18 protein-coding genes are annotated in these 20,621 nt (G+C 68.8%); 13 read left to right on the top strand and 5 right to left on the bottom strand.

Annotation, left to right across the window (positions count from 1 at the left end; genetic code table 11):
- Positions 1-22 precede the first annotated feature (22 nt).
- The gene (locus ACNPNP_RS17650; protein ID WP_448967363.1) at positions 23-1,408 is read right to left on the bottom strand and encodes an MFS transporter; all 1,386 of its coding nucleotides are present in this window, start codon (positions 1,406-1,408) and stop codon (positions 23-25) included.
- A 158-nt stretch (positions 1,409-1,566) separates the two neighbouring features.
- On the opposite strand from ACNPNP_RS17650, the gene ACNPNP_RS17645 reads away from it, so the two are divergent.
- Positions 1,567-1,968: a four-helix bundle copper-binding protein gene (locus ACNPNP_RS17645; RefSeq protein ID WP_448967362.1), complete on the top strand. Its 402-nt coding sequence runs from the start codon at positions 1,567-1,569 to the stop codon at positions 1,966-1,968.
- 30 nt (positions 1,969-1,998) lie between these two features.
- Here the strand turns inward: ACNPNP_RS17645 and ACNPNP_RS17640 are convergent, their stop codons facing one another.
- Positions 1,999-2,346: a hypothetical protein gene (locus ACNPNP_RS17640; RefSeq protein WP_448967361.1), complete on the bottom strand. Its 348-nt coding sequence runs from the start codon at positions 2,344-2,346 to the stop codon at positions 1,999-2,001.
- Positions 2,347-2,598: 252 nt separating this feature from the next.
- Between ACNPNP_RS17640 and ACNPNP_RS17635 the strand changes: the two genes are divergently transcribed.
- The 12 genes from ACNPNP_RS17635 to ACNPNP_RS17580 all read left to right on the top strand — a co-directional run bounded on the left by ACNPNP_RS17635 (position 2,599) and on the right by ACNPNP_RS17580 (position 16,744).
- Complete coding sequence (locus ACNPNP_RS17635; protein ID WP_448967360.1) at positions 2,599-3,981, top strand: MFS transporter; 1,383 nt, start codon at positions 2,599-2,601, stop codon at positions 3,979-3,981.
- Complete coding sequence (locus ACNPNP_RS17630) at positions 3,978-5,243, top strand: CaiB/BaiF CoA transferase family protein (protein WP_448967359.1); 1,266 nt, start codon at positions 3,978-3,980, stop codon at positions 5,241-5,243. Before ACNPNP_RS17635 ends, ACNPNP_RS17630 begins: the two co-directional genes overlap by 4 nt.
- Positions 5,243-6,022, top strand: coding sequence for an enoyl-CoA hydratase/isomerase family protein (locus ACNPNP_RS17625; protein WP_448967358.1), 780 nt, complete (start codon positions 5,243-5,245; stop codon positions 6,020-6,022). Before ACNPNP_RS17630 ends, ACNPNP_RS17625 begins: the two co-directional genes overlap by 1 nt.
- Positions 6,023-6,077: 55 nt before the next feature.
- Positions 6,078-7,985 carry a helix-turn-helix domain-containing protein gene (locus ACNPNP_RS17620; RefSeq protein ID WP_448967357.1) on the top strand — a complete coding sequence of 636 codons (1,908 nt, stop codon included), beginning with the start codon at positions 6,078-6,080 and terminating at the stop codon, positions 7,983-7,985.
- Positions 7,986-8,143: 158 nt separating this feature from the next.
- Complete coding sequence (locus ACNPNP_RS17615; protein ID WP_448967356.1) at positions 8,144-9,733, top strand: ABC transporter substrate-binding protein; 1,590 nt, start codon at positions 8,144-8,146, stop codon at positions 9,731-9,733.
- A gap of 202 nt (positions 9,734-9,935) precedes the next feature.
- Complete coding sequence (solA, locus tag ACNPNP_RS17610; protein WP_448967355.1) at positions 9,936-11,060, top strand: N-methyl-L-tryptophan oxidase; 1,125 nt, start codon at positions 9,936-9,938, stop codon at positions 11,058-11,060.
- Positions 11,061-11,181: 121 nt separating this feature from the next.
- A complete protein-coding gene (locus tag ACNPNP_RS17605; protein ID WP_448967354.1) occupies positions 11,182-12,132 on the top strand; it encodes an ABC transporter permease in 951 nt (316 codons plus the stop codon).
- Positions 12,129-13,100 (top strand): ABC transporter permease, encoded by a 972-nt coding sequence (locus tag ACNPNP_RS17600; RefSeq protein ID WP_448967353.1) that lies wholly within the window; start codon positions 12,129-12,131, stop codon positions 13,098-13,100. The genes ACNPNP_RS17605 and ACNPNP_RS17600 overlap by 4 nt, the downstream gene beginning before the upstream one ends.
- A complete protein-coding gene (locus ACNPNP_RS17595) occupies positions 13,097-14,674 on the top strand; it encodes an ABC transporter substrate-binding protein (protein WP_448967352.1) in 1,578 nt (525 codons plus the stop codon). Before ACNPNP_RS17600 ends, ACNPNP_RS17595 begins: the two co-directional genes overlap by 4 nt.
- Positions 14,671-15,540, top strand: coding sequence for an ABC transporter ATP-binding protein (locus ACNPNP_RS17590; RefSeq protein WP_448967351.1), 870 nt, complete (start codon positions 14,671-14,673; stop codon positions 15,538-15,540). Before ACNPNP_RS17595 ends, ACNPNP_RS17590 begins: the two co-directional genes overlap by 4 nt.
- Entirely contained in the window at positions 15,537-16,310 is a 774-nt protein-coding gene (locus ACNPNP_RS17585) for an ATP-binding cassette domain-containing protein (RefSeq protein ID WP_448967350.1), read from the top strand. Before ACNPNP_RS17590 ends, ACNPNP_RS17585 begins: the two co-directional genes overlap by 4 nt.
- A gap of 8 nt (positions 16,311-16,318) precedes the next feature.
- Positions 16,319-16,744, top strand: a complete 426-nt coding sequence (locus tag ACNPNP_RS17580) for a cupin domain-containing protein (RefSeq protein ID WP_448967349.1) — start codon at positions 16,319-16,321, stop codon at positions 16,742-16,744.
- A 6-nt stretch (positions 16,745-16,750) separates the two neighbouring features.
- Here the strand turns inward: ACNPNP_RS17580 and ACNPNP_RS17575 are convergent, their stop codons facing one another.
- The 3 genes from ACNPNP_RS17575 to ACNPNP_RS17565 form a co-directional block, all read right to left on the bottom strand.
- A complete protein-coding gene (locus ACNPNP_RS17575) occupies positions 16,751-18,667 on the bottom strand; it encodes a helix-turn-helix domain-containing protein (protein WP_448967348.1) in 1,917 nt (638 codons plus the stop codon).
- A gap of 89 nt (positions 18,668-18,756) precedes the next feature.
- Positions 18,757-19,620: an alpha/beta fold hydrolase gene (locus ACNPNP_RS17570; RefSeq protein ID WP_448967347.1), complete on the bottom strand. Its 864-nt coding sequence runs from the start codon at positions 19,618-19,620 to the stop codon at positions 18,757-18,759.
- Between the two features lie 144 nt (positions 19,621-19,764).
- Positions 19,765-20,621 (bottom strand): amidase family protein (locus ACNPNP_RS17565; RefSeq protein ID WP_448967346.1); only part of this gene is annotated, 857 nt, incomplete at its 5' end.

Here is a 20,621-nt window from a genome sequence, read left to right as displayed (position 1 = left end):
GCGCGCGCGCCCCCGGCACTCATCACGGTGCCGCGTGGCCTTCGGAGACCGCCGGCTGCACCGGTGCCCGCCGGATCCCGATCCACGAGATGACTCCGCCGAGCGCCATCAGGCCTGCCGTCACCCAGGCCGCGTTGTGGAATCCGTCGAGGTCGAGAGTGCCTCCGACGATCGTCGACAGCATGGCGACGACGATGAGTCCGGCGACGCGCGAGATCGCATTGTTGACCGCGGATGCGATGCCCGAGCGGTTCTCATCGATCGCTCCGAGCACCGCGGAGGTGAGCGGCGCGACCGTGAGCGAGAGGCCGAGCCCGAGGATGATCATCGACGGGAGCACCTGCCACCAGTAGCTGAACTCCTGCGACACGGTGAGCAGCAGCAGCGCACCGACGGCCATCAGCAGAGGACCGACCGTCATGAACAGGCGAGGTCCGAGCTTGCCCGCCCACGCCCCGGCGTGCGAGCTGAGCAGGATCATCAGGATCGTGATCGGCAGGCTCGCAAGTCCGGCCACGGTGGCGGGGAGTCCTGCACCCTCCTGCAGGTACACGCCGATGACGAACCCGTTCAGCGAGAGCGCCGCGTAGATGAACAGGGTGGCGAGGTTGCCCCAGGCGAAGTTGCGCGCGTTGAAGAGCGAGAGGGGCATCAGCGGTGCGGGCGAGCGCGGCTGGCGCAGCAGGAAGGCGACGAACATCGCGACGCCGATCACGCCGGGCAGCCAGATCGCGGGCGATCCCCAGCCGAGGTTCGGCTGCTCGATGAGCGCGAACACCACGGCGCCGAGACCGACTGCGCACAGCATCCCGCTCCACCAGTCCACACGCGCGCCACGCGGCTGATCGGGCAGGTGCAGTCGAGCGAGCAGGATCAGCGTGATGCCGATCGGGATGACGTTGATGAGGAAGACGAACCGCCACGACAGCAGGTCGACGAACAACCCGCCCAGAAGCGGGCCGGCGATCTGCGCACCGGTCGTGAAGGCCGTCCACACGCCGATCGCACGCGACTGCAGTTCGCCGCGCATGGTCGCCATGATGAGGGCGAGCGAGCTGGGGACGAGCAGCGCGCCCGCTGCGCCCTGGAGAGCCCGGGCGATGATGAGCGTGAGAGGCTCCGGTGCGGCTGCGACCGCGACGGACGCGATGCCGAAGGCGATGAGCCCGATGCGCATGATGCGCACCCGACCGTACGCGTCGGAGAGGGAACCGGCCAGCAGGATGAGGGCGCTGAGCGTGATGAGGTATGCGTCGACCACCCACTGCTGCGTCGTGATGCCTCCGCCGAGCTCGTCCTTGATCGCCGGCAGCGCGACGGTGACGACCGTTCCGTCGAGGAACGTCACGAACGAGGCGAGGACGGCGATGGTGATGACGAGCCGCTGGACGGCGGAGAACGATGGCACGCAGATGAGACTACGCCCGGGGGGGGGGGGGGGGGGGGGGTGCGCAGCCTGAAGCACGATCGCCCGTCGACGCCGCCGCCGAACGGGATTACGCTGAGCCCAAGGCGGGTCTCCTGCCCGCTTCTCGACGGCGACAGCCATGACGAAAGGGGTGCGCGATGGATTCGATGATGATGGGTGCGATGTCGGCGGACATGAAGGCGATGCCCGGAATGCAGGCCATGGACATGGCGGTCGTGCAGGCCTGTATGGATGCCTGCTCCGCATGCGAGCAGGCATGCACGGTGTGCTCCACGCAGATGATGGACTGCGCGCCGGCATGCATGAACTGCGCGGACATGTGCAACACGATGATGCGCTCGATGCTGCGGATGCAGGGGATGACGCCGGCCGTGATGATGGCGATGCTGGACGCGTGCATCGCGATGTGCCAGTTGTGCATGGAGGAGTGCATGGAGCACGCGGCGCACAGCGAGGTCTGCAAGATGTGCGCTCAGTCCTGCAAGGCGTGCATGGACGCCTGCATGGACGTGAAGAACATGATGATGGCGACCGCCTGACCTGACCGTCTGTCGCGGTCGTCTGGCCGCTCAGCCGACGGCGACGTTGAACTGCACGCGGCCGACCGCGAGCACGCCGTAGCGCGAGTGCAGGGCGACGGGCGTGCCCGCAGGCGCCTCGAGCGCGGCACCGGACGCATTCCAGAGCGTGTGCTGGTCGCCGTCGAGACCGCGCACATGCAGTTCGCCGGTGACGGCATCCGCCTGTTCGACGATCCCGTCGACCCAGTCGCTCGGCGTCGCCGAAGCGAGGCGCGACTGGATCAGGTGCAGCGCGTGTCCCGGCGCGAACGAGGAGCAGACATCGCCGTGGTCGCACATGCACGCCGCGCGCTCCGTCACCTCGAGGGGCGAACGGCGGTGCAGCGGGGTGGACACGATGAGCTCCTGACTCTCCGGGGTGATCACGCAACAGTAGGTCGGCTGCACGCCGCAGCGAAGCGCACGCGAAACCGGGGGACACATTGCGGATCCGAACGCGCGTGTCCTGAGGAGGTGCTCGGCGCTCCATGGGCCATCGACATATGAGCCGTGGGTCAGATATGTGTGCAGTGACATATCTGGGCGCGGGGCCTCGATGCGAGTATCGACCGAGCAGTCGTCATGGTCGACGGCGCGGAACGGATCAGGATGAGCACCTCAGCGGAACACGGCGGCACGGCGGAGAGACCGGCCCCAGGGATACGCACGATCGTCGCCTCGAGCGTGATCGGAACGACGGTCGAGTGGTTCGACTTCTTCGCCTACTCGACGGCGGCCGCACTCATCCTCAACGCGCTCTTCTTCCCCGACTTCGATCCGCTCGTCGGCACGATCCTCGCGTTCGGCGGGATCGCGGTGGGGTACTTCGGCAGGCCCCTCGGGTCGATCGTGTTCGGTCACTTCGGCGATCGGATCGGGCGCAAGCGGATGCTGGTCGTCTCGCTCGTCACGATGGGGGCCGCGACCTTCGCCATCGGACTCCTGCCGACCTACGCGGTGCTCGGCGTCGCAGCGCCGTTGCTGCTGATGCTCCTGCGATTCATCCAGGGGTTCGCACTCGGCGGCGAATGGGGTGGCGCGGTGCTCCTGGTCGTCGAGCACGCCTCGCCGCGCCGACGGGCGTTCCTGGGCAGCTTCCCGCAGGTCGGTCTCGCCCTCGGGCTGACGCTGTCGACGCTGATCTTCATACCCCTGGTGGCGCTGCCCGGCGACGCGTTCCAGACCTGGGGATGGCGCGTGCCCTTCCTGATCAGCGCCGTGCTCGTGCTGGTCGGCCTGTTCATCCGCCTGCGCATCACCGAGACCCCCGAGTTCGAGGCGGTGCGCCGTGCGGGCCGCGAGGTCAAGGTGCCGCTGTGGGAGACGCTGAAGACGCATGCGGCGCAGGTCGTGCTCGCGGCGCTCAGCTTCGCCGTGATCGGTGCCGTGTTCTACATGCTGTTCACGTTCAGCCTCACATACGGCACTCAGTTCATCGGGCACGAGCAGTCCGAGATGCTCGCGATCGCCACGGTGTGCTCCGTGCTCGCCCTCGTCGGCCTTCCTCTCGCCGGCTGGTCGGCGGACAGGCACGGCGTCTGGCGCGTGTTCGCGATCGGCACCGTGATCTCGATCGTGCTGGCGTTCCCCGCGTTCTGGCTGATCGACACCGGCAGCCTCGTCGCCGCGTACGTCGCATACATCGCGACGACCGTGGGCTTCTGCGCCACCTACGGCACGATGGGCGTGCTCTACGCTCAGGCCTTCGATGTGCGCATCCGCTACACCGGCATGTCGCTGGCCCTGGGCATCGGCACGATCGTGGGCAGCGCGTTCGTCCCGATGATCTACCTCGAACTTCTCGACGTCTTCGACGGCTCATGGGCGATCGCCCTGTACATGGTCGTCGCCGGCATCGTGACTCTCGCGGCCTCGACGCTCCTGCGGGTGGTGAACCGGCGCAGAGGCGAAGACGCCCTCCCGGTCGGCGCGGATGCGGATGCGGCCGGCGAGACAGCTGGAATCGCTGGAACAACTGGAGGAGTTCGATGATCGACGATGAGACCCGCACGCTGCTGAACAGCCTCGGCCGATTCGATGCGGCACCGGGCTCGCTGTCCGGCATCGTCGTGGTCGACGTGACACGCGTCGTGGCGGGGCCGTACTGCTCGATGATCCTCGCCGACCTCGGCGCCACCGTGATCAAGGTCGAGCACCCCGACGACCCCGACTACACCCGCACCTTCCCGCCCATGCTGGAGCGTGAGGACGCCGATCCGATCAGCGGCTTCTTCGCCCAGTACAACCGCAACAAGCTCGGTCTCACGGTCAACATGCGCCATCCCGAGGGCAAGCGCGTGCTGGAGCGTCTGGTCGCGAAGGCCGACGTGCTCGTGGAGAACTTCCGACCAGGCACCATGGACCGCCTCGGGCTCGGCTACGAGCGCCTGCGCGAGGTGAATCCGCGCCTCGTGTACGCCGCGCTCAGCGGGTACGGGCAGTTCGGGCCGTACCGGACCAGGCCCGCATACGACAACAGCGCCCAGGCCACGGGTGGGCTGTGGTCGATGAACGGCCCGGCCGGCGGCGCGCCGCCGCGCATCGGGACGATCATCGGCGACCTGGGAGCGAGCCTTTACGGGGTGATCGGCGTGCTGGCTGCGCTGCGTCACGCCGAGCGCACCGGAGAAGGCCAGCTGGTGGACATCTCGCAGCAGGACTCGGTGCTCACCCTCACCGAGAACGCCGTCGTGTCGTACACGACAGAGGGCATCATCCCGGAGCCGCTGGGCAACCAGCACCCGTTCGTCCGCCCCTACGAGCTGTTCGCCTGCAAGGACGGCTTCGTCTTCTTCGGCGGATACACGGACAAGTTCTGGAGGATCTCCTGCGAGATCTTCGGCGAGCAGGGGGAGTACGACGAGCATCCCGACCTGCAGAGCATGGGCACGCGCTTCAGGGAGGACGTGTACCAGGAGCAGGTCAAACCCCTGGTGCAGCGCTGGTTCGCGAACCGGACCAAGGCGGAGCTGGAGGCCATCGCGGGAGACCTGGTGCCGTTGAGCGCCGTCAAGGACATCGGTGAGGTGGTCGCCGATCCTCAGATCGCGGCCCGTGACATGGTCGTGGACGTCGAATACGACGGCTACGGGATGCTGCGCACATTCGGCTCCCCGGTCAAACTCGATCGGACGCCTCCGCGCGCTCGCGGTCTCGCACCGGACAAGGGCGAGCACAGCGCCGAGATCCTGCGCGACTTCGTGGGGCTCGCGCAGACCGAGATCGACGCCCTGCGCGAGGCGGGGACGATCTGATGGGCCGAATCGCACTGGAGCGCGACGGCGCGGTCGCCGTGATCACGATCGATCGACCCGACAAGCTCAACGCGTTGACCCTGGCGATGTACGAGCAGCTCGGCGAGGCCTTCGCCGAGGTCCGTGACGATCCGCGGATCGGTGTGGCGATCCTCACCGGGGCGGGCGAACGCGCCTTCTGCGTCGGTGCGGACCTGGGGGAGTCGATCCCCGCGCTCACCGACGGCCGCTTCGACATCAGCGAATGGGATGCCGCCCATCAGAAGCACTCCCGGCTGGACAAGCCGGTGATCGCCGCGATCAACGGCCTGTGCCTGGGCGGCGGGTTCGAGATCATGCTGTCCACAGACATCCGCATCGCCTCGAGCGAGGCATGCTTCGCCCTCCCTGAGACGGGCGTCGGCGTCGTCCCGGCCGGGGGCACGCTCGTGCGGCTCGTCCGCCAGATCCCGCACGCGTTCGCGATGGATCTGATGCTGCGCGGCCAACCGATCGATGCGCCCACAGCCGAACGCTACGGCCTCGTCAACCGCGTCGTCGCTCCCGCGGCGCTCTCCGACACCGCCCACGCGGTCGCCGAACAACTGCTCGGCAGGAGCCGCGCCGCGATGGCGACGGTGAAGCGCGCGGTGCGCGAACTCGCCGATCTGCCGTACCAGGAGGCGTTCCGGCGCGAGGCCGAGCTCGGCCAGCTGGCGTTCGACAGCGACGATGCGCGCGAGGGACTGGCGGCGTTCGCGCAGCGGCGGACACCCGCATTCCCCTCGGCGACGATCTAGAATCCGAACAGCGCGCCCGCATCGCCGCGGTCGCCGAGGCGGAGAGGATGAGTCCGTGGACGCGCAGATCACCGGCGACTCGATCGAGATCGCCGCGGCAGTGCTGTCGGCGGCGACCGCGGAGCCGGGGCAGATCCCGGACGAACTGCGACGGATGCTCGCGGACGGCGACGGCCGGGCACTGCTCGGCCGCCTTCGCGACGCGCAGCTGATGCAGGCTCGACTGCGGCGTCGCGCCGCAGAGCTCGAGGCGCTGTTCTCCACGGCCCGCGAGCTGGTGCGCCTGCAGGACGTCGACGAGGTGCTGCAGCGACTGGTCGAGCGCGCGCACGAGCTGATGGGCACCGACGTCACCTACCTGTCCGAGTTCGAGACCGGATCCGGGCAGTTGCGCGTACGGCATTCGAAGGGCACCGCCACGCCGGAGTTCCGCGACCTGCTGGTCCCCGCCGGCTACGGGCTGGCGTCCCTGGTGGCGCGCACCAGGGAACCGGTCTGGGTGGCGCAGTACGAGCGGATGAGCGACGCACCCCATGATGAGCGGATCGACGCGGCCGTGCGCGCCGAGGGGCTCGTCTCGTTCCTCGGCGTCCCGCTCGCCGTCGGTGATGAGGTGCTCGGCGCCCTGTTCGCCTGCAACCGGTTCGCGCATGACTTCTCGCCCGAGCAGGTGCTGCTGCTGTCGGCGTTCGCCGACCACGCGGCATCCGTCCTGCACAGCGCCCGCGTGCTCGCCGATGCCGAGAGCGCCAAGGAGCGCACCGAGCAGGCCAATCGCGAGCTCGAACGGAACCTCGCGGCGACCGAACTCGCGGGCGCCGTACATGAGGAGCTGACGGGCGCGGTGATCTCGGGCGGCACTGTGATCGACATCGTCGCGACGCTCGCCCGGCGTCTGGGTGGTCGGGTGCTCGCGCTGGACGCGCAGGGACGACCGCTCGACACCGGCATGGCGTCCGGGCTCGACGACCTGCCGCCGCTGTCGGCCTTGACGGCGGCGATCGGGCGGAGCCACGAGAGCGGTCATGCGTCGGAGGTGAGCACGGCGGGCAGCGAGTGGCTGGTCACCGCGATCATCGGCGCCGACCGGGTGCTCGGAGCCATCGTCGCCGAGGATCCGCAGGGGCTGCCGGAGGACGTCGCGCGGCGCACGCTCGAACGTGCGGCCCACGTGGCGGCTCTTGTGTCGTTCAAGCAGGATGCCGTCGCCGCGATCCGTGCAGAGCACAGGGCGCGGTGGCTGCTGTCGATCCTCAGCGGAGATGCGCGGGCCGCCGCCGACGACGTGCTGATCGCACCGCCGACGCAGCTGAGCGGGTGCACGCTCATCGAGCTCGGCGGTCTCGGCGGGAGCTCGGCGGCCACGATCGCGGAACGCGCGGTCGGTGATGACGGACTGGTCGCGCAGCTCGACCGGAGGATCGTCGTGGCGTGGACCGCGCCGGACGTCATGGCGGCCAGCGAGCGCGTACGACGTGTCGTGGCCGACGCGGTGCGCGAACCCGGCATCTTCGCCGTCGCCGCGGTCCGCGATCTCGTCCCGACCGGGCTGCCGACGATCGTGCGGCGATTGACCGCCGACGCGGACTTCCTGCCGGCGCTCGGAGTGGAGGGCATGACGGTGTCATCCGACGCGTTCGCCCCGTATCACGCGCTCGTCCCGCACGATCCGCAGACCGTCTCCCGGTTCATCACCGATGTCGTCGGGCCAGTGGTCTCGTGGGACGAGCGTCGCGGAACCGCGCTGTTCGACACGCTCGCGTCGTACTTCGACAGCGGTGAGAACAGGGCCGTCGTCGCCGATCAGATGCACATCCACGCCAACACGGTGCAGCAGCGCCTGGAGCGCGTGCGTGCACTGCTGCACGGCGACATGGGCGATCCCGAGTTCCGCTTCCGGCTGCAGTCGGCCGTCCGACTCGAGCGGCTCAGGCGCAGCATCCGGGAGCCCGGCGGCGGCTGAGCCCCCGGGCTCCCGTGGCATCGTCGACTATGGAGCGCGCGACATCGAACGGACGCTGACTGTGGTCGTTCAGACATGTCTGCGGACGTTTCCCCGCGGCTAACCTCACAGGGAACCAGGGGTCGGCAGAGCGGCCACCCCGCCTAGGAGAGATCGCGATGAAACGTCACCTGCGCCTGCCCCTGCTCGGCATCGCCCTGGCCCTGACCTTGGCGGCGACGGCCTGCAGCGGCCCATCCGGAACGGCTGCGGACGGAGCCGGTGGTGCCGGTGAGCCGGTCGCCGGTGGTACGGCGACCTATGCGATCGACATCCAGCCGCTCGGCGGCGGCGTCGACCCCATGGTCGCGACCGCCCTCGCGGCCCAGACGATCATGGATCAGGCGTACGAGAGTCTGCTCACGAAGGACGAGAACGGGGAGATCCAGCCCGGCCTCGCCCTCGAGTACGACCAGCCGGACGAACTGACCTACGTGTTCACCCTGCGCGAGGGGGTGAAGTTCGCGGACGGCTCGGACTTCACAGCCGACGACGTCGTGTACACGTTCGAGACGTACCAGACGGCGACCACGAGCAAGAAGTCCTACCTGCTCGGCCTGTCGTCGGTGACGGCGGACGACGACCACACCGTGACATTCACCTTCAGCCAGCCGAACGGTACCTTCCTCAACGCCGTGGCGCACCGCGAGACGTTCATGATCGTCGGACGCGATGGCTACGGCAACGCGACGGAGGAGGAGCGCCAGACCCGCACCTTCGGCACAGGCCCGTTCCAGCTGACCGCGTGGGAGGACGGCGTCTCGATGACGCTGTCCAAGAACGAGCACTACTGGGAAGAGGGCAAGCCGTACCTCGACACGATCGAGATGCCGATCATCGCGGATGAGGCGACCCGGCTGGCAGCGCTGCAGCAGGGCACCGCGGATGCCGCATGGTTCGGCGACGGCAGCATCGCGGACCAGGCGGTGAGCGCCGGCTTCACCCTGGGAGATCCCGCCTTCACGCAGACGCTGCCGATCTTCATCAATCCGGAGTCGGGGCCGCTCTCTGACGTGCGCGTCCGCCAGGCGGTCTCCCTCGCCCTCGATCGGCAGGCGCTGGTGGATGTCGCCATGCTCGGCCACGGCGAGGTGTCTCTCGTCGTCCCCGCCGGAGACCCCGCGACTCCCGGCGTCGACGAGGACACCCCGAACCACACCCGCGACGTGGATGCGGCCAAAGAGCTGCTCGAGGAGGCCGGTCAGCCGAACCCGACGATCGTGCTGTCGTACTTCTCGGACGCCGTGCAGTCGCAGCATCCCATCTACGAGCAGATGCAGCAGCAACTCGCCGAGGCCGGCATCGCACTCGAGCTGAAGGCCACGCCCGCCTCGGAGCTCTCGCCGATCTTCACCGCGGGGGAGACCTTCACCGATCTCGTCTCGCTGCCGTGGAGCTACCGTGCAGACCCGACCTTCTACTTCGATCCTTTCCTGTCCGACTCAGGGGCGATGAACCACTGGGACGGCAACGCCGATGCCGACGCCGCGAAGGCTCTGCTCGCCGAGGCGAAGGCCACCTCCGATGCCGGGGCCAAGGCCGACCTGATCGAGCAGTTGACGACCGAGGTCGCCGATCAGATGCTCATCCTCATCCCGATGGCCGTTCCGCAGAAGTTCGAGATCTGGAACGACGACACCTTCAAGGGGTACACCACCGACCCGTACGGGTCGCGTTACAACCTCAAGAACGCCTGGGTCGTGCACTAGGCGTCGCCGCGGCATCCCGGTGTCAGAGGGCGATCGGAAACCTCGACGAAACAGCACGGATCCACGTGCGTCATCTTCGCTCGTGGACAGTGCATCCGCCCTATCGGGGCCGACTCAGCATGGGTCTTCGATCCATATCCGACGGCCGGTGCGCTGCCCCACACTGGCGTGAATCGAACAGCAGAAGGAGCAGTGAAGCGCCATGGAGTCATTCGAAGTCGCCGTCGTCGGCATGGGGGCGCTCGGCAGTGCAGCCGCGTACCAGCTCGCCCGTCGAGGGGCGAAGGTCGTCGCCTTCGAGCAGTACGACCTCGGCCACGTCCGTGGCGCGTCGCACGACACCTCCCGCATCGTCCGGACCTCTTACGGGGCATCGCAGTACGTCCGCCTCGCCCCGTCCGCATACCGGGACTGGGCCGCCCTCGAAGCCGAGTCCGGCGAGCGGCTGCTGACGATCACGGGCGGAGTGATCTTCCTCCCGACCGCCGGTCCGTACTCGGCATCCGACTTCACCTCGGCGCTCGAGGAATGCGATGTGCCGCACGAGCGGCTCACCCCCGCCGAGGTCCAGGCGCGCTGGCCGCAGTTCCGAGTCCCCGAAGGCGTCGAGACCGTGTACACCGCCGACACCGGCATCGCGCACGCCGCCCGCACGGTCGCCACGCTGCAGATGCGCGCACGTGTGCACGGCGCGGACATCCGTGATCGCACCCGTGTCGATGCCGTGGTTCCCGACGGCGACGGCGTGATCGTGCGCACCGCGAACGGCGACGTCAGGGCGGCCAAGGTGATCATCGCGGCGGATGCCTGGACCAACGCGCTCCTCGAGCCTCTCGGCGCGGCCATACCGCTGGACGTCATGCAGGAGCAGGTCACGTACTTCCAGTCGTCCAGCCCCGAGGAGCACGGCGGCGACCGATTCCCGGTGTGGATCTGGGAGGACGAGGAGTGCTACTACGGCTTCCCGACCTACGGCGAGCCCACGATCAAGGCGGCGCGCGACGTCTCGTTCAACCGGATGACGCCGCAGGAGCGCACCTTCACCCCTTCGCCTGAGCTCACCGCGCAGCTGGGCGACTTCGTGCACGGACTGATCCCCGACGCGGGATCGGAGCTGCGTACCGTGACGTGCCAGTACGCGCTGACGCCGGACAGGCGATTCATCCTCAGCCCCCTGCAGGATCACCCCGACATCATCGTCGCGCTCGCCGCAGGTCACGGGTTCAAGTTCACGCCGGCCATCGGACGGATCCTCGCCGAGCTCGCGCTCGACGGGGAGTCCACCGACGACATCTCGATGTTCGCGGCGCCGGCCGCGGCGGGGTGAACCGCCCATGGAGGTTTCGCCCATGAGGCGCCCGGCTCCGTGGGCCGACGCACCGTTATCCTCCCTCGGATGCGGCAGTACGGTGACGGCTATGTCACCGGAGACAGAGAAGAGCTGCTGAATGGCGCGCTACATCCTCACGCGAATCCTCTCGTCGCTGTTCGTGCTGTTCGTGCTCTCGGTGCTCGTCTTCTCGATGGTGCGCATCATCCCCGGCGACCCGCTGGCCGCTTTCGCGGATCCGGCGAACCCCGATCCGGCGGCCCTCGACGCCCTCCGCACCAAGCTCGGCCTGGATCGCCCGTGGATCACGCAGTACTTCGTCTGGCTGTTCGGCGTGCTGCGCGGCGACTTCGGCGCCGCCATCACCGTTCCCGGATCCGTGTCGAGCCTGCTCGCAGCCCGCCTGCCCATCAGTCTCATGCTCGCCGTCATGGCGACGGTGTTCGGGGTGGTCATGGGAATCCCCGCGGGCATCCTCGCCGCGACCCGCTGGCGCAAGCCGAGTGACAACATCGTCCGGGGTGCATCGTTCGTGCTCCTGGCAACCCCGCCGTTCGTTCTCGGCACCGTGCTGATCCTCATCAACTCGCTGACGCTGAAACTGCCGCTGGTCGGCTTCGCCGGAGCAGCCGACGATCCGCTGCGTGCGATCGGCGTGCTGATCCTCCCGTCACTGCTCATCGGCCTGGTGCTCGCTGCGATCATCGCCCGCTACACCAGGGGGACGCTGCTGGACACCCTCGGGCAGGACTTCGTGCGCACCGCCCGCGCCAAGGGCGCCTCGCCGGGACGCCTGGTCGGCCGGCACGCCCTGCGCAACGCCCTGATCCCGGTCACCACCGTGATCGGCATCGAGCTCGCCGCCCTCGTCGGCGGCACGGTCGTGATCGAGGCGGTGTTCGCGATCCCCGGAGTCGGTTCTCTCCTGCTCACCGGCATCCGCTCGTCCGACTACCCCATCATCCAGGCCACCGTGCTCCTGATCGGCGCGGTCTACGTGCTCATCAACTTCATCGTCGATCTGATCTATCCGCTGATCGACCCACGAGTGAGGGTTCACACGCGATGACTGTCACACGCGAGATCGCAATGGTCAAGGCCGCCGGCGCCCGCCCACGGCGTGCGAAGTTCGGCCCGTCGTTCTGGAGCGGTGCCGGCATCCTCGCCTTCATCCTCGTCCTCGCCGGCTGGATGAGCTTCTGGCCGCCGCACGATCCGTTCGTCGCCGCCGGAACTCCGTTGGCCGGTCCGAGCGCCTCGAACCTCCTGGGCACGGACAACCTCGCGAGGGACACGTTCACCAGGCTCGCCCTCGCCGCGCGCACCAGTCTGTTCATCTCCGGCGCCGGTGCGCTGCTCGGCGCGGTCGTCGGCACGACGTTCGGCCTCATCGCGGGATACGTCGGCGGATGGGTGGATGCCGTCATCATGCGCATCGTGGACGCCATGCTCGCGCTGCCGGCGATCCTCGTCGCCCTCGTCGTCGGCGTGGTCATCGGCAACGGTCCGCTCCCGCTGATCTTCGCGCTGGGTCTTGTCTTCGCTCCAGGGTTCGCCCGCGTCATGCGAGCACCGGTCATCGCCATGCGAGAGCGGGACTTCGTCCTGGCGGCGAAGCTCAGCGGCGTCCGCGGCTCTCGCGTCGTCGTCGAGCACCTGCTGCCCAACGTGCTCACACCGCTGTTCGTGCAGTTCGCCTCGGTGGCCTCGCAGATCGTGCTCATCGAGGCGGCACTGAGCTATCTCGGTCAGGGCGTGCAGGCGCCGGAGCCGTCCGCCGGTCGCATGATCAGCGAGTTCACGAGATTCATGCAGATCCAGCCGCTGCTGATCATCCTGCCCTCCCTCGTGATCATCCTGCTCTCGGCGGCCTGGAACCTGCTGGCCGACGGACTGCAGGACTGGCTCGCCCCGCGCCGCGAACCCGCCTTCTCCCTCACCGGCGTGAAGAAGCGCCGCTCATCGCGCAAGACGTCTGTCCGCACCGAAGAGACAGCACCCACCCGAAACACCGACACAGAAGAGAGTCAGCAATGAACAAGAGATTCCTGACGGGAGTGGCGTCCGCCGCCGTGGCCGTCCTGGTGCTCACCGGCTGCACCTCCGGAACCGGCGACGCCGCCGGCCCAGCGGAACCCGCGGGCGACCCCGTCGCCGGCGGAACCCTCACCTGGGGCGTGCCAGCTGAACCGTCGGCCGGGGGCATCGATCCGATGGTCGCCTCCGCCATCGCGGCCGAGGTCATCGACTCCATCGCCTACGACACCCTTCTCACGCGCGACGACGACGGCACGATCCAGCCGGCACTCGCCACCGAGTGGGAGCAGGTCGACGAGCTGACCTGGGTCTTCCAGCTCCGCGACGACGTGACCTTCGCCGACGGCACCCCGTTCGATGCCGGCGACGTGGTCTACTCCTTCGAGACCCGCAAGGACGGCGGCTCCAATGCCACGTACCTCAGCAGCATGGAGAGCGTCGAGGCGACCGGCGACCACGAGGTGACGTTCCACTTCAGCCAGCCGGACGGCACCTTCCTCGATGCGGTGTCGGCACGCCAGACGTTCTTCATCGTCGGCGAGGAGGCGTACGGCGAAGCCACAGAGGAGGAGCGCCAGACCCTCAGCCTCGGCACCGGCGCCTACCAGGTGACGGAGTGGAAGCAGGGCGTGTCGATCACGATGGAGAAGAACGAGGAGTACTGGGGCGAGGAGCCCTACCTCGACTCCATCGTGTTCGAGTTCTACCCGGATGAGAACACGCTGCTCGCCGCCGTCCAGCAGGGCAGCGTGCAGGCGGCGTCCTTCATCGACGGCAGCCTCGCCCAGCAGGCCGAGACCGCCGGATTCACGCTCGGAGAGGCCGCCTTCCGGCAGAACCTCGCGATCTACATCAACCCGGAGGCCGGTCCGCTCGCCGACATCAACGTGCGCCGCGCGTTCGCGCTCGCGCTCGATCGCCAGGCCCTCGTCGACACCGCGATGCTCGGCAACGCCGGGGTCTCGTTCGTGCCGCCCGCAGGCGACCCCGGTGCTCCGGATGCCGCGGATCTGCCGTACTACACGCGTGATGTCGATGAGGCGAAGAAGCTCCTCGAAGAGGCCGGCCAGCCGAACCCCGAGATCACTCTGAGCTACATGGGCGACGTCGCCGCCGCGCATCACCCGGTCTACGAGATGATGCAGCAGCAGCTCGAAGAAGCCGGCATCACCTTGAATCTCGAGTCGACCCCGCTGTCGGAGATCGCCCCGATCTTCACGTCGGGCGAGACCTGGACGGATCTCGTCGCCATCCCAGGCAGCCCTCGCGCGTCCGCGGTGTTCTACCTGGAGCCGGTGCTTCTGCCAGGGGGCGTGTACAACCACTGGGACGGCAACCCGGATGCGGAGAAGGCGCGCGAGCTGCTGATCGAGGCGAAGGCCGCGGCGACTCCCGAGGAGTACGCGGACCTCGTCGACCAGCTCGCGACGGAAGCGGCCGAGCAGGTGCTCGAGATCGTGCCCGCCGCGGTCCCGGTGTACTTCGAGGTCTGGGACAGTACGAAGCTGCAGGGCTACGAGAACGACGCGTTCTACTCGCGCTCCGGCCTCGACACCGCCTGGTTGGTGCAATGAGCACCGACACCGACGCCCTCCGCGTGGAGGGTCTGACCATCGCCTACGGCAGCGCTCCGCCGTCGGTGACCGACGTCTCGCTGCGCGTGCGCAAGGGCGAGATCGTCGGGGTCATCGGCGAGTCGGGCAGCGGCAAGTCCAGCGTCGCCCTGGCGATGATGGGGCTGCTGCCCGACTCCGCGACGGTCACCGCCGACACCATGTCGGTCGCGGGTTCGGAGATGAGCGACGCCACCGAGGGGGACTGGGGTCAGGTGCGGGGCGTGCGCGCCTCGATGGTGTTCCAGGAGCCCATGTCCGCGCTCAATCCGTGCATGCGCATCGGCGCGCAGATCGCCGAGGTGCTGCTGATCCACGGCGTCGCCGACAAGAGCACGGCTCGCACGAAGGCGCTCGACATCCTCCGGCTCGTGCAGATGCCCGACGCCGAACGCCGTATGAGCTACTACCCGCATCAGCTCTCCGGCGGACAGCGCCAGCGCGTGGTCATCGCGATCGCCGTCGCCGCCGATCCGACCCTCCTGGTGGCCGATGAGCCGACCACGGCGCTCGACGTCACGGTGCAGGCGCAGATCCTCGATCTCATCCGCTCGCTGCGCGATGAGACGGGGATGGGCGTGCTGTTCATCAGCCACGACCTCGGCGTGATCGGCCAGCTCTGCGAACGCATCGCGGTGATGTACCGGGGGCGCATCGTGGAGTACGGATCCGCGCAGCGGATCCTCGACGATCCGCAGCATCCGTACACCAGGGCGCTGCTCGAGAGCATCCCGCGTCCGTCCGTGCCGGTGCGCTCGCCGCTGGCGGTCATCCCCGCCGACAACGACTTCGATGAGGTTCCGGCCGTACTGGAGGAGGCATCGTGAAAGACGACGTGCTGCGGGTGAGGAACCTCACCCAGCGCTTCGGCCATGGTGAGCACGCCATGACAGCTCTGGACGACGTGAGCCTTGAGGTGCGCCGCGGTGAGACCCTGGGGCTGGTCGGCGAATCCGGCTCGGGCAAGAGCACCCTCGCCCGCGCCATCCTGCTCATGCGGCGGCCGACGGCCGGCAGCATCGAGTTCGACGGCGACGACGTCACCGGACTGCGCGGTCGAGCACTGCGTCGCCATCGTCGGCGGATCCAGATGGTCTTCCAGGATCCGAACGACTCTCTCGATCCGCGCTTCTCGATCGGACGCTCCGTCGCCGAACCGCTCGTGGCGGGCGGAATGGCCGGGGATGAGCGGCGGATGCGGGTGTACGAGGCGCTGGATCAGGTCGGCATCCCGACGGATGCCGTGAACCGGTATCCGCACGAGTTCTCCGGCGGTCAACGGCAGCGCATCGCGATCGCGCGCGCCATGGCTGCCGAACCCGAGTTCATCGTGCTCGACGAGCCCACCTCCGCACTCGACGTCTCGGTGCAGGCCCAGGTGCTGAACCTGCTCGTGCGCCTGCAGGAGCAGACCGGGGTCACCTACCTGTTCATCACCCACAACCTCGCGGTCGTGCACCACATCGCCCATCGCGTCGCGGTCATGCACGGCGGCCGGGTCGTGGAGGAGGGGACCGGCGCGCAGGTGATGACCGCTCCGCAGCACCCGTACACGCAGGGCCTGCTGGCCTCGATGCCGGTGCTGTACCGGACCTGAGCGATTCCGTGCGCGTGCAGAGGCGGGGCGACAACGCCCACGAATGGGAGCTGTACCGCGGTGTGGGACGCATCGGGATCGAGTGGTACTTCAAGGAGACCACGAGCCTGCCCGTCTCCGTGATGCGGTACCGCCTCGAACCCGGCGCGGAGGAGGGGCAGCACTTCCACCTCGAGGGGGCCGGCGACAGTTGCTCGCCGGGCAGCTCCGACGAGATGTACGTGGTCACAGCCGGGGAGGTCGTGATCAGCTCCGATGAGCGACGGCGCGTCCTGCGCGCCGGCGATGCGTTCTATGCCGCGCAGGGTGTGCGTCACGGTGTGCGCAACGAATCGGATGCTCCCGCCGAGCTCATCCTCGTCTTCGGCCCGCGCGGCCCGCATCCGTTCACGCAGACCGGCCAGGAGGCGTTCGACGCGGACGCCGACCGCTGAACCGGGCTATCCCCGCCGTGACTGCAGCCGCTCCCGCAGCTCGTCAAGGCGTACGGCGATGCCGAGGCGGAACATCCGCTCGTCCTCGCGCCACGATGCGCCGAGAACGTGATCGAGGCGGTCGAGCCGCTGGAGGATCGTGTTCGTGTGGAAGTTCAGCGCCCTGGCCGTGCGCGTCGGGCTGGCGTTGTTGCGCATGAACGCGCGCAGCGTGCCGAGCAGATCGGCGCCTCGCTCGGCGTCGTAGTCGCGCACGGCCCCGATCGTGTCACGAAGGAACGCGCTGAGCGCCTGCGAGTCGGTGTCGAGGATCGCCGAGTAGGGGAGGAAGTCGTCCACGTCGGCCGTGATCCCGGTGACCTCCAACGCGGTCAGCAGCCGTGCCGTGCGCATCGCCGTCTCGAACGCGGCGGTGAGGGCATCGGGCGACCGGCGGGGCACGACCGCGGCGACGGGATGCTCGATCGCCGAGGCCACCTGAGCTCTCAGCCGCTCAGGGTCGAACGCGTCATCGCGCGCGGAGGAATGCGCGGCCACGACGAAACCGCGGTACTCGCCGACGAGAGCGCGGTCATCGAGCTGACGCCCGAGAGCCCGCGCGGCGGCGGTCTGCTGATCCCCGGGGACGGACAGCAGCAGCAGCGAGTCCAGCGCGCGCAGATCCACTCCCAGTCGTCTGGCGCGACGTTCGACATCCGGACGACGCTCAGGCACATCGTCGAGGAGGTCGGCGATCAGCTCGCTGCGCACCCGATGGTCGGCGCCGGAGGCCGCCTCCTGCTGAAGCTCGAGCAGAGCGCCGACCTGAGCAGCGCGCTCCACGGTGCGGAAGTCGACCGCGCCGAGTTCGAAGTCTCCGTCGCCGAGCAGCAGCGCCCCGAAATGCCGGGTTCCGGCCGTGAGGGCGGCGACCGCCCTGACACCAGGGCCTGCGACGGCGACGCAGTGCCCCGAGCGACGACTCTCCGCTATCGCCTCACGCGTCGCGTCGTCGGGGGTCAGCATCCTCGGAGCGAGCGGAAGACCCGCGGCGGCGATCACGTGCTCCTGCGCATCGAGGATCGCGACGGCTCTCCCGAGAGCCCCCCACGCCAGGGTCTCTGCGACGGGCGCGAAGCCACCGCCCGCGAGCACCGCCTGGACGAGCTCCTGGTGCACGGTGTTCGCCCGGTCGCGCTCGACGAGGTGGGCCGTGAGGCTCGCGAGCGTCCGGCGGCTGGCGTCCTCAGACTCCTGCAGGCTGCGCAGCGTCTGCGTGGTCTGCAGGATGATCGACGCGTGGTCGGCGACGGCCGACAGCAGCGCGACCTCCTCCTGACTGAAGTGCGTCGCGGCGCGGTTGGCGACGAAGAGCACGCCGAGCACATCGTCGCTCGTGAGCATGGGCACTCCGAGCAGCGCGACGAGTCCCTCCGAGGACACGGCGTCGTCGATGCCGGAGTCGTGCCGCTCCGCGGCGTACGCCGAGTAGTCGGACACCCACTGCGCTGTGCGGGATTCGACCACGACGCTCGCGAGCCCGCGGCCGGGCGGGACCCGCAGGGACTGGAACGAGGCGCTCACCGATCCGCTCGTCTCCCTGACCCGCAGCTCGCGCGTCTCCGGGTCGAACTCGGACAGATACGCGAGGTCGACGCCCATCATCTCGTGCGCACGCTGCACGAGCCGGGCGAGCACGGCGTCGCTGTCGCGGAGCTCCGCGAGCTCGCGCGCGCTGGAGAAGAGCGCCGACAGCTCGTGCTCCCTGCGGCGCAACCTCGACAGCTCACGCTGCGACCGGCCGACGCGCTCAGCCAGATCCGAGGCGTCGTCGTCGGATGCGCCGATCGCTCGCAGAGCATCGCTGACAGCTGTGGGGCCGACCAGGTCGGGGTCGTACGCGGCATCGAGCAGCACCGCGATCGCTGCGGAATCCTCACTCATCCGGACTCCTTCCTCGCCGGGCGACGCCGCCGGGCGCACCACTTCAGTGTCGAGCATCCCAGGTCTTGGGAGCAATGCGGGCATGCGGATCAGCGCCGTTCCCGAGTGCGTCGCTCCTCAGCGCGATGGGCGGTCCGCAGCAGAGCCGCGGCGAGATCCGGCCACAGCTCGTGGGGGATGAGGTGGCCCATGTCGGGCTGCACCTGCAGTTCGGAGCCCGTGATCGCCTCGGCCATGTCGACCGCCGAGAGCCAGCTCAGCACATCGTCATCGCGTCCGTGGAACACCAGGGTCGGCACGGTGACCGCCCGGAGGTCGTCGAGGCGCTCCGGTGCGCGGCGCAGCGCCGCCCATTGCCGGGAGAAGCCCTCCGGTGCATAGCCGCGGTCGTACGCCTCCCCGGCCTTCGCCATGTGCCAGGCCGCCTGCGGGTCGTAGCGCGGGGGGGGAGCGGAGGCGACGGCGTGCTCGGCGAAAGCCACGGCCTGCTCGCGCGTCACGCGTACCGGCGGCTCCAGCAGTTCCGGCCGTTCGCCGTGCAGGACGTAACGAGGGCTCCGTCCGGGGATCGTGGAGAGCAGGCCGAGGCTGCGCACGCGCTCCGGATGCTGGATCGCCACCATCTGCGCCATCATCCCGCCCATCGAGTGGCCGGCGATGTGCGCCGAATCGACTCCGAGGTGATCGAGGATGCGCACGATGTCGTCGCCCATGTCGGCGAGGTCGTAACCGCCGTCGATCTCATCCTCGCCGCCGAAGCGCTCGGAGAAGCCGGTGTCGCGGTTGTCGAAGCGCACCACCCGCAGCCCGCCCGCAGTGAGGTGGGCGATGAACTCCTCGTCCCAGCTCAGCAGCTGCGCACCGCCACCCGAGACCAGCACCAGCAGCGGGTCGGTCTCAGAACCGAACACCTCGTAGTAGAGCCGGACTCCGGTGGAAGCGGTGTAGGGCATCGGGTCTCCTCGGGGGCTCACATCGTCGGGTCCTGTGACTCTAGGTGTGCACGCCCGTACGGAGAATGGGTGAGTGGTACATATCGGGGGCGATTCAATGAGCACTTCACCTACAGTCTGCCCGCCCATCCGCCCGCTCGCCGCTCACGCGCCGATCGCAGGACGGCGCCCGTGGTGGCCGGTGAGTTCCTCGAAGCCCTGAGCGGCGAGCAGAAGCTCGACGTCCTTGCCCGGTGCCGCGACGAGCTGGATGCCGACGGGCAGTCCATCCGGTGTGAAGCCGCCGGGCACGGAGACGGCGGGGCAACCGGTCGCGGAGATGATGGTCGAGGCGCGCATCCAGTCGAGGTAGTCGCGCATGGGCGTGCCTTCGATCTCGCGCGGATACTCGATGCGCGCATCGAACGGCGCCACCTGACTCGACGTCAGCACAAGCAGATCGTGATGGGCGAAGTAGGACTCGATCGCGGACTGCAGACGCACGCGCGCCTGCTCGGCGGATACGATCTCGTCCACCGTGAGAGCCAGCCCCAGCTCCGTGTTCCAGACGACGGCGTCCTTCACGTGCTCGCGATGCTCGCGCACGACATCGCGATAGTCGCTCACGAAGTCGAGCGCGCGGACCACTCGGAAGACCTCGTCCGCGTCGCGCAGATCGGGCAGCACGTCGTCGATCTCTGCGCCGGCCGCGGCGAACACGTCGGCGGCGGTGCCGACGACCTCGGCGACCGCGGACTCGACGGGAATCATTCCGTTCAGATCCACAGAGAAGCCGATCCGCAGCGAGGCGAGCGCCGCACCGGGCTCGTGGCCGTGGGGCACCGAGAACTCCGCTCGCTCGAACACTGATCCCGGCTCGCGAATGGCCTGCGGCGCACCGGGGGCGGGGCCGGATGCCGCGGCCATGAGGAGCGCGACGTCGCTGACCGTGCGCGCCATGAACCCCGGCTGGGCGAGCCACTTCCAGGGGTCGGAGGGCAGCGCGTGCGGGGTGCGGCCGT

The organism is Microbacterium xerophyticum, from assembly GCF_053543555.1.
The sequence above is the reverse complement of the archived record's forward strand: the minus strand, read 5'-3'. Positions and strand labels throughout refer to the sequence as shown.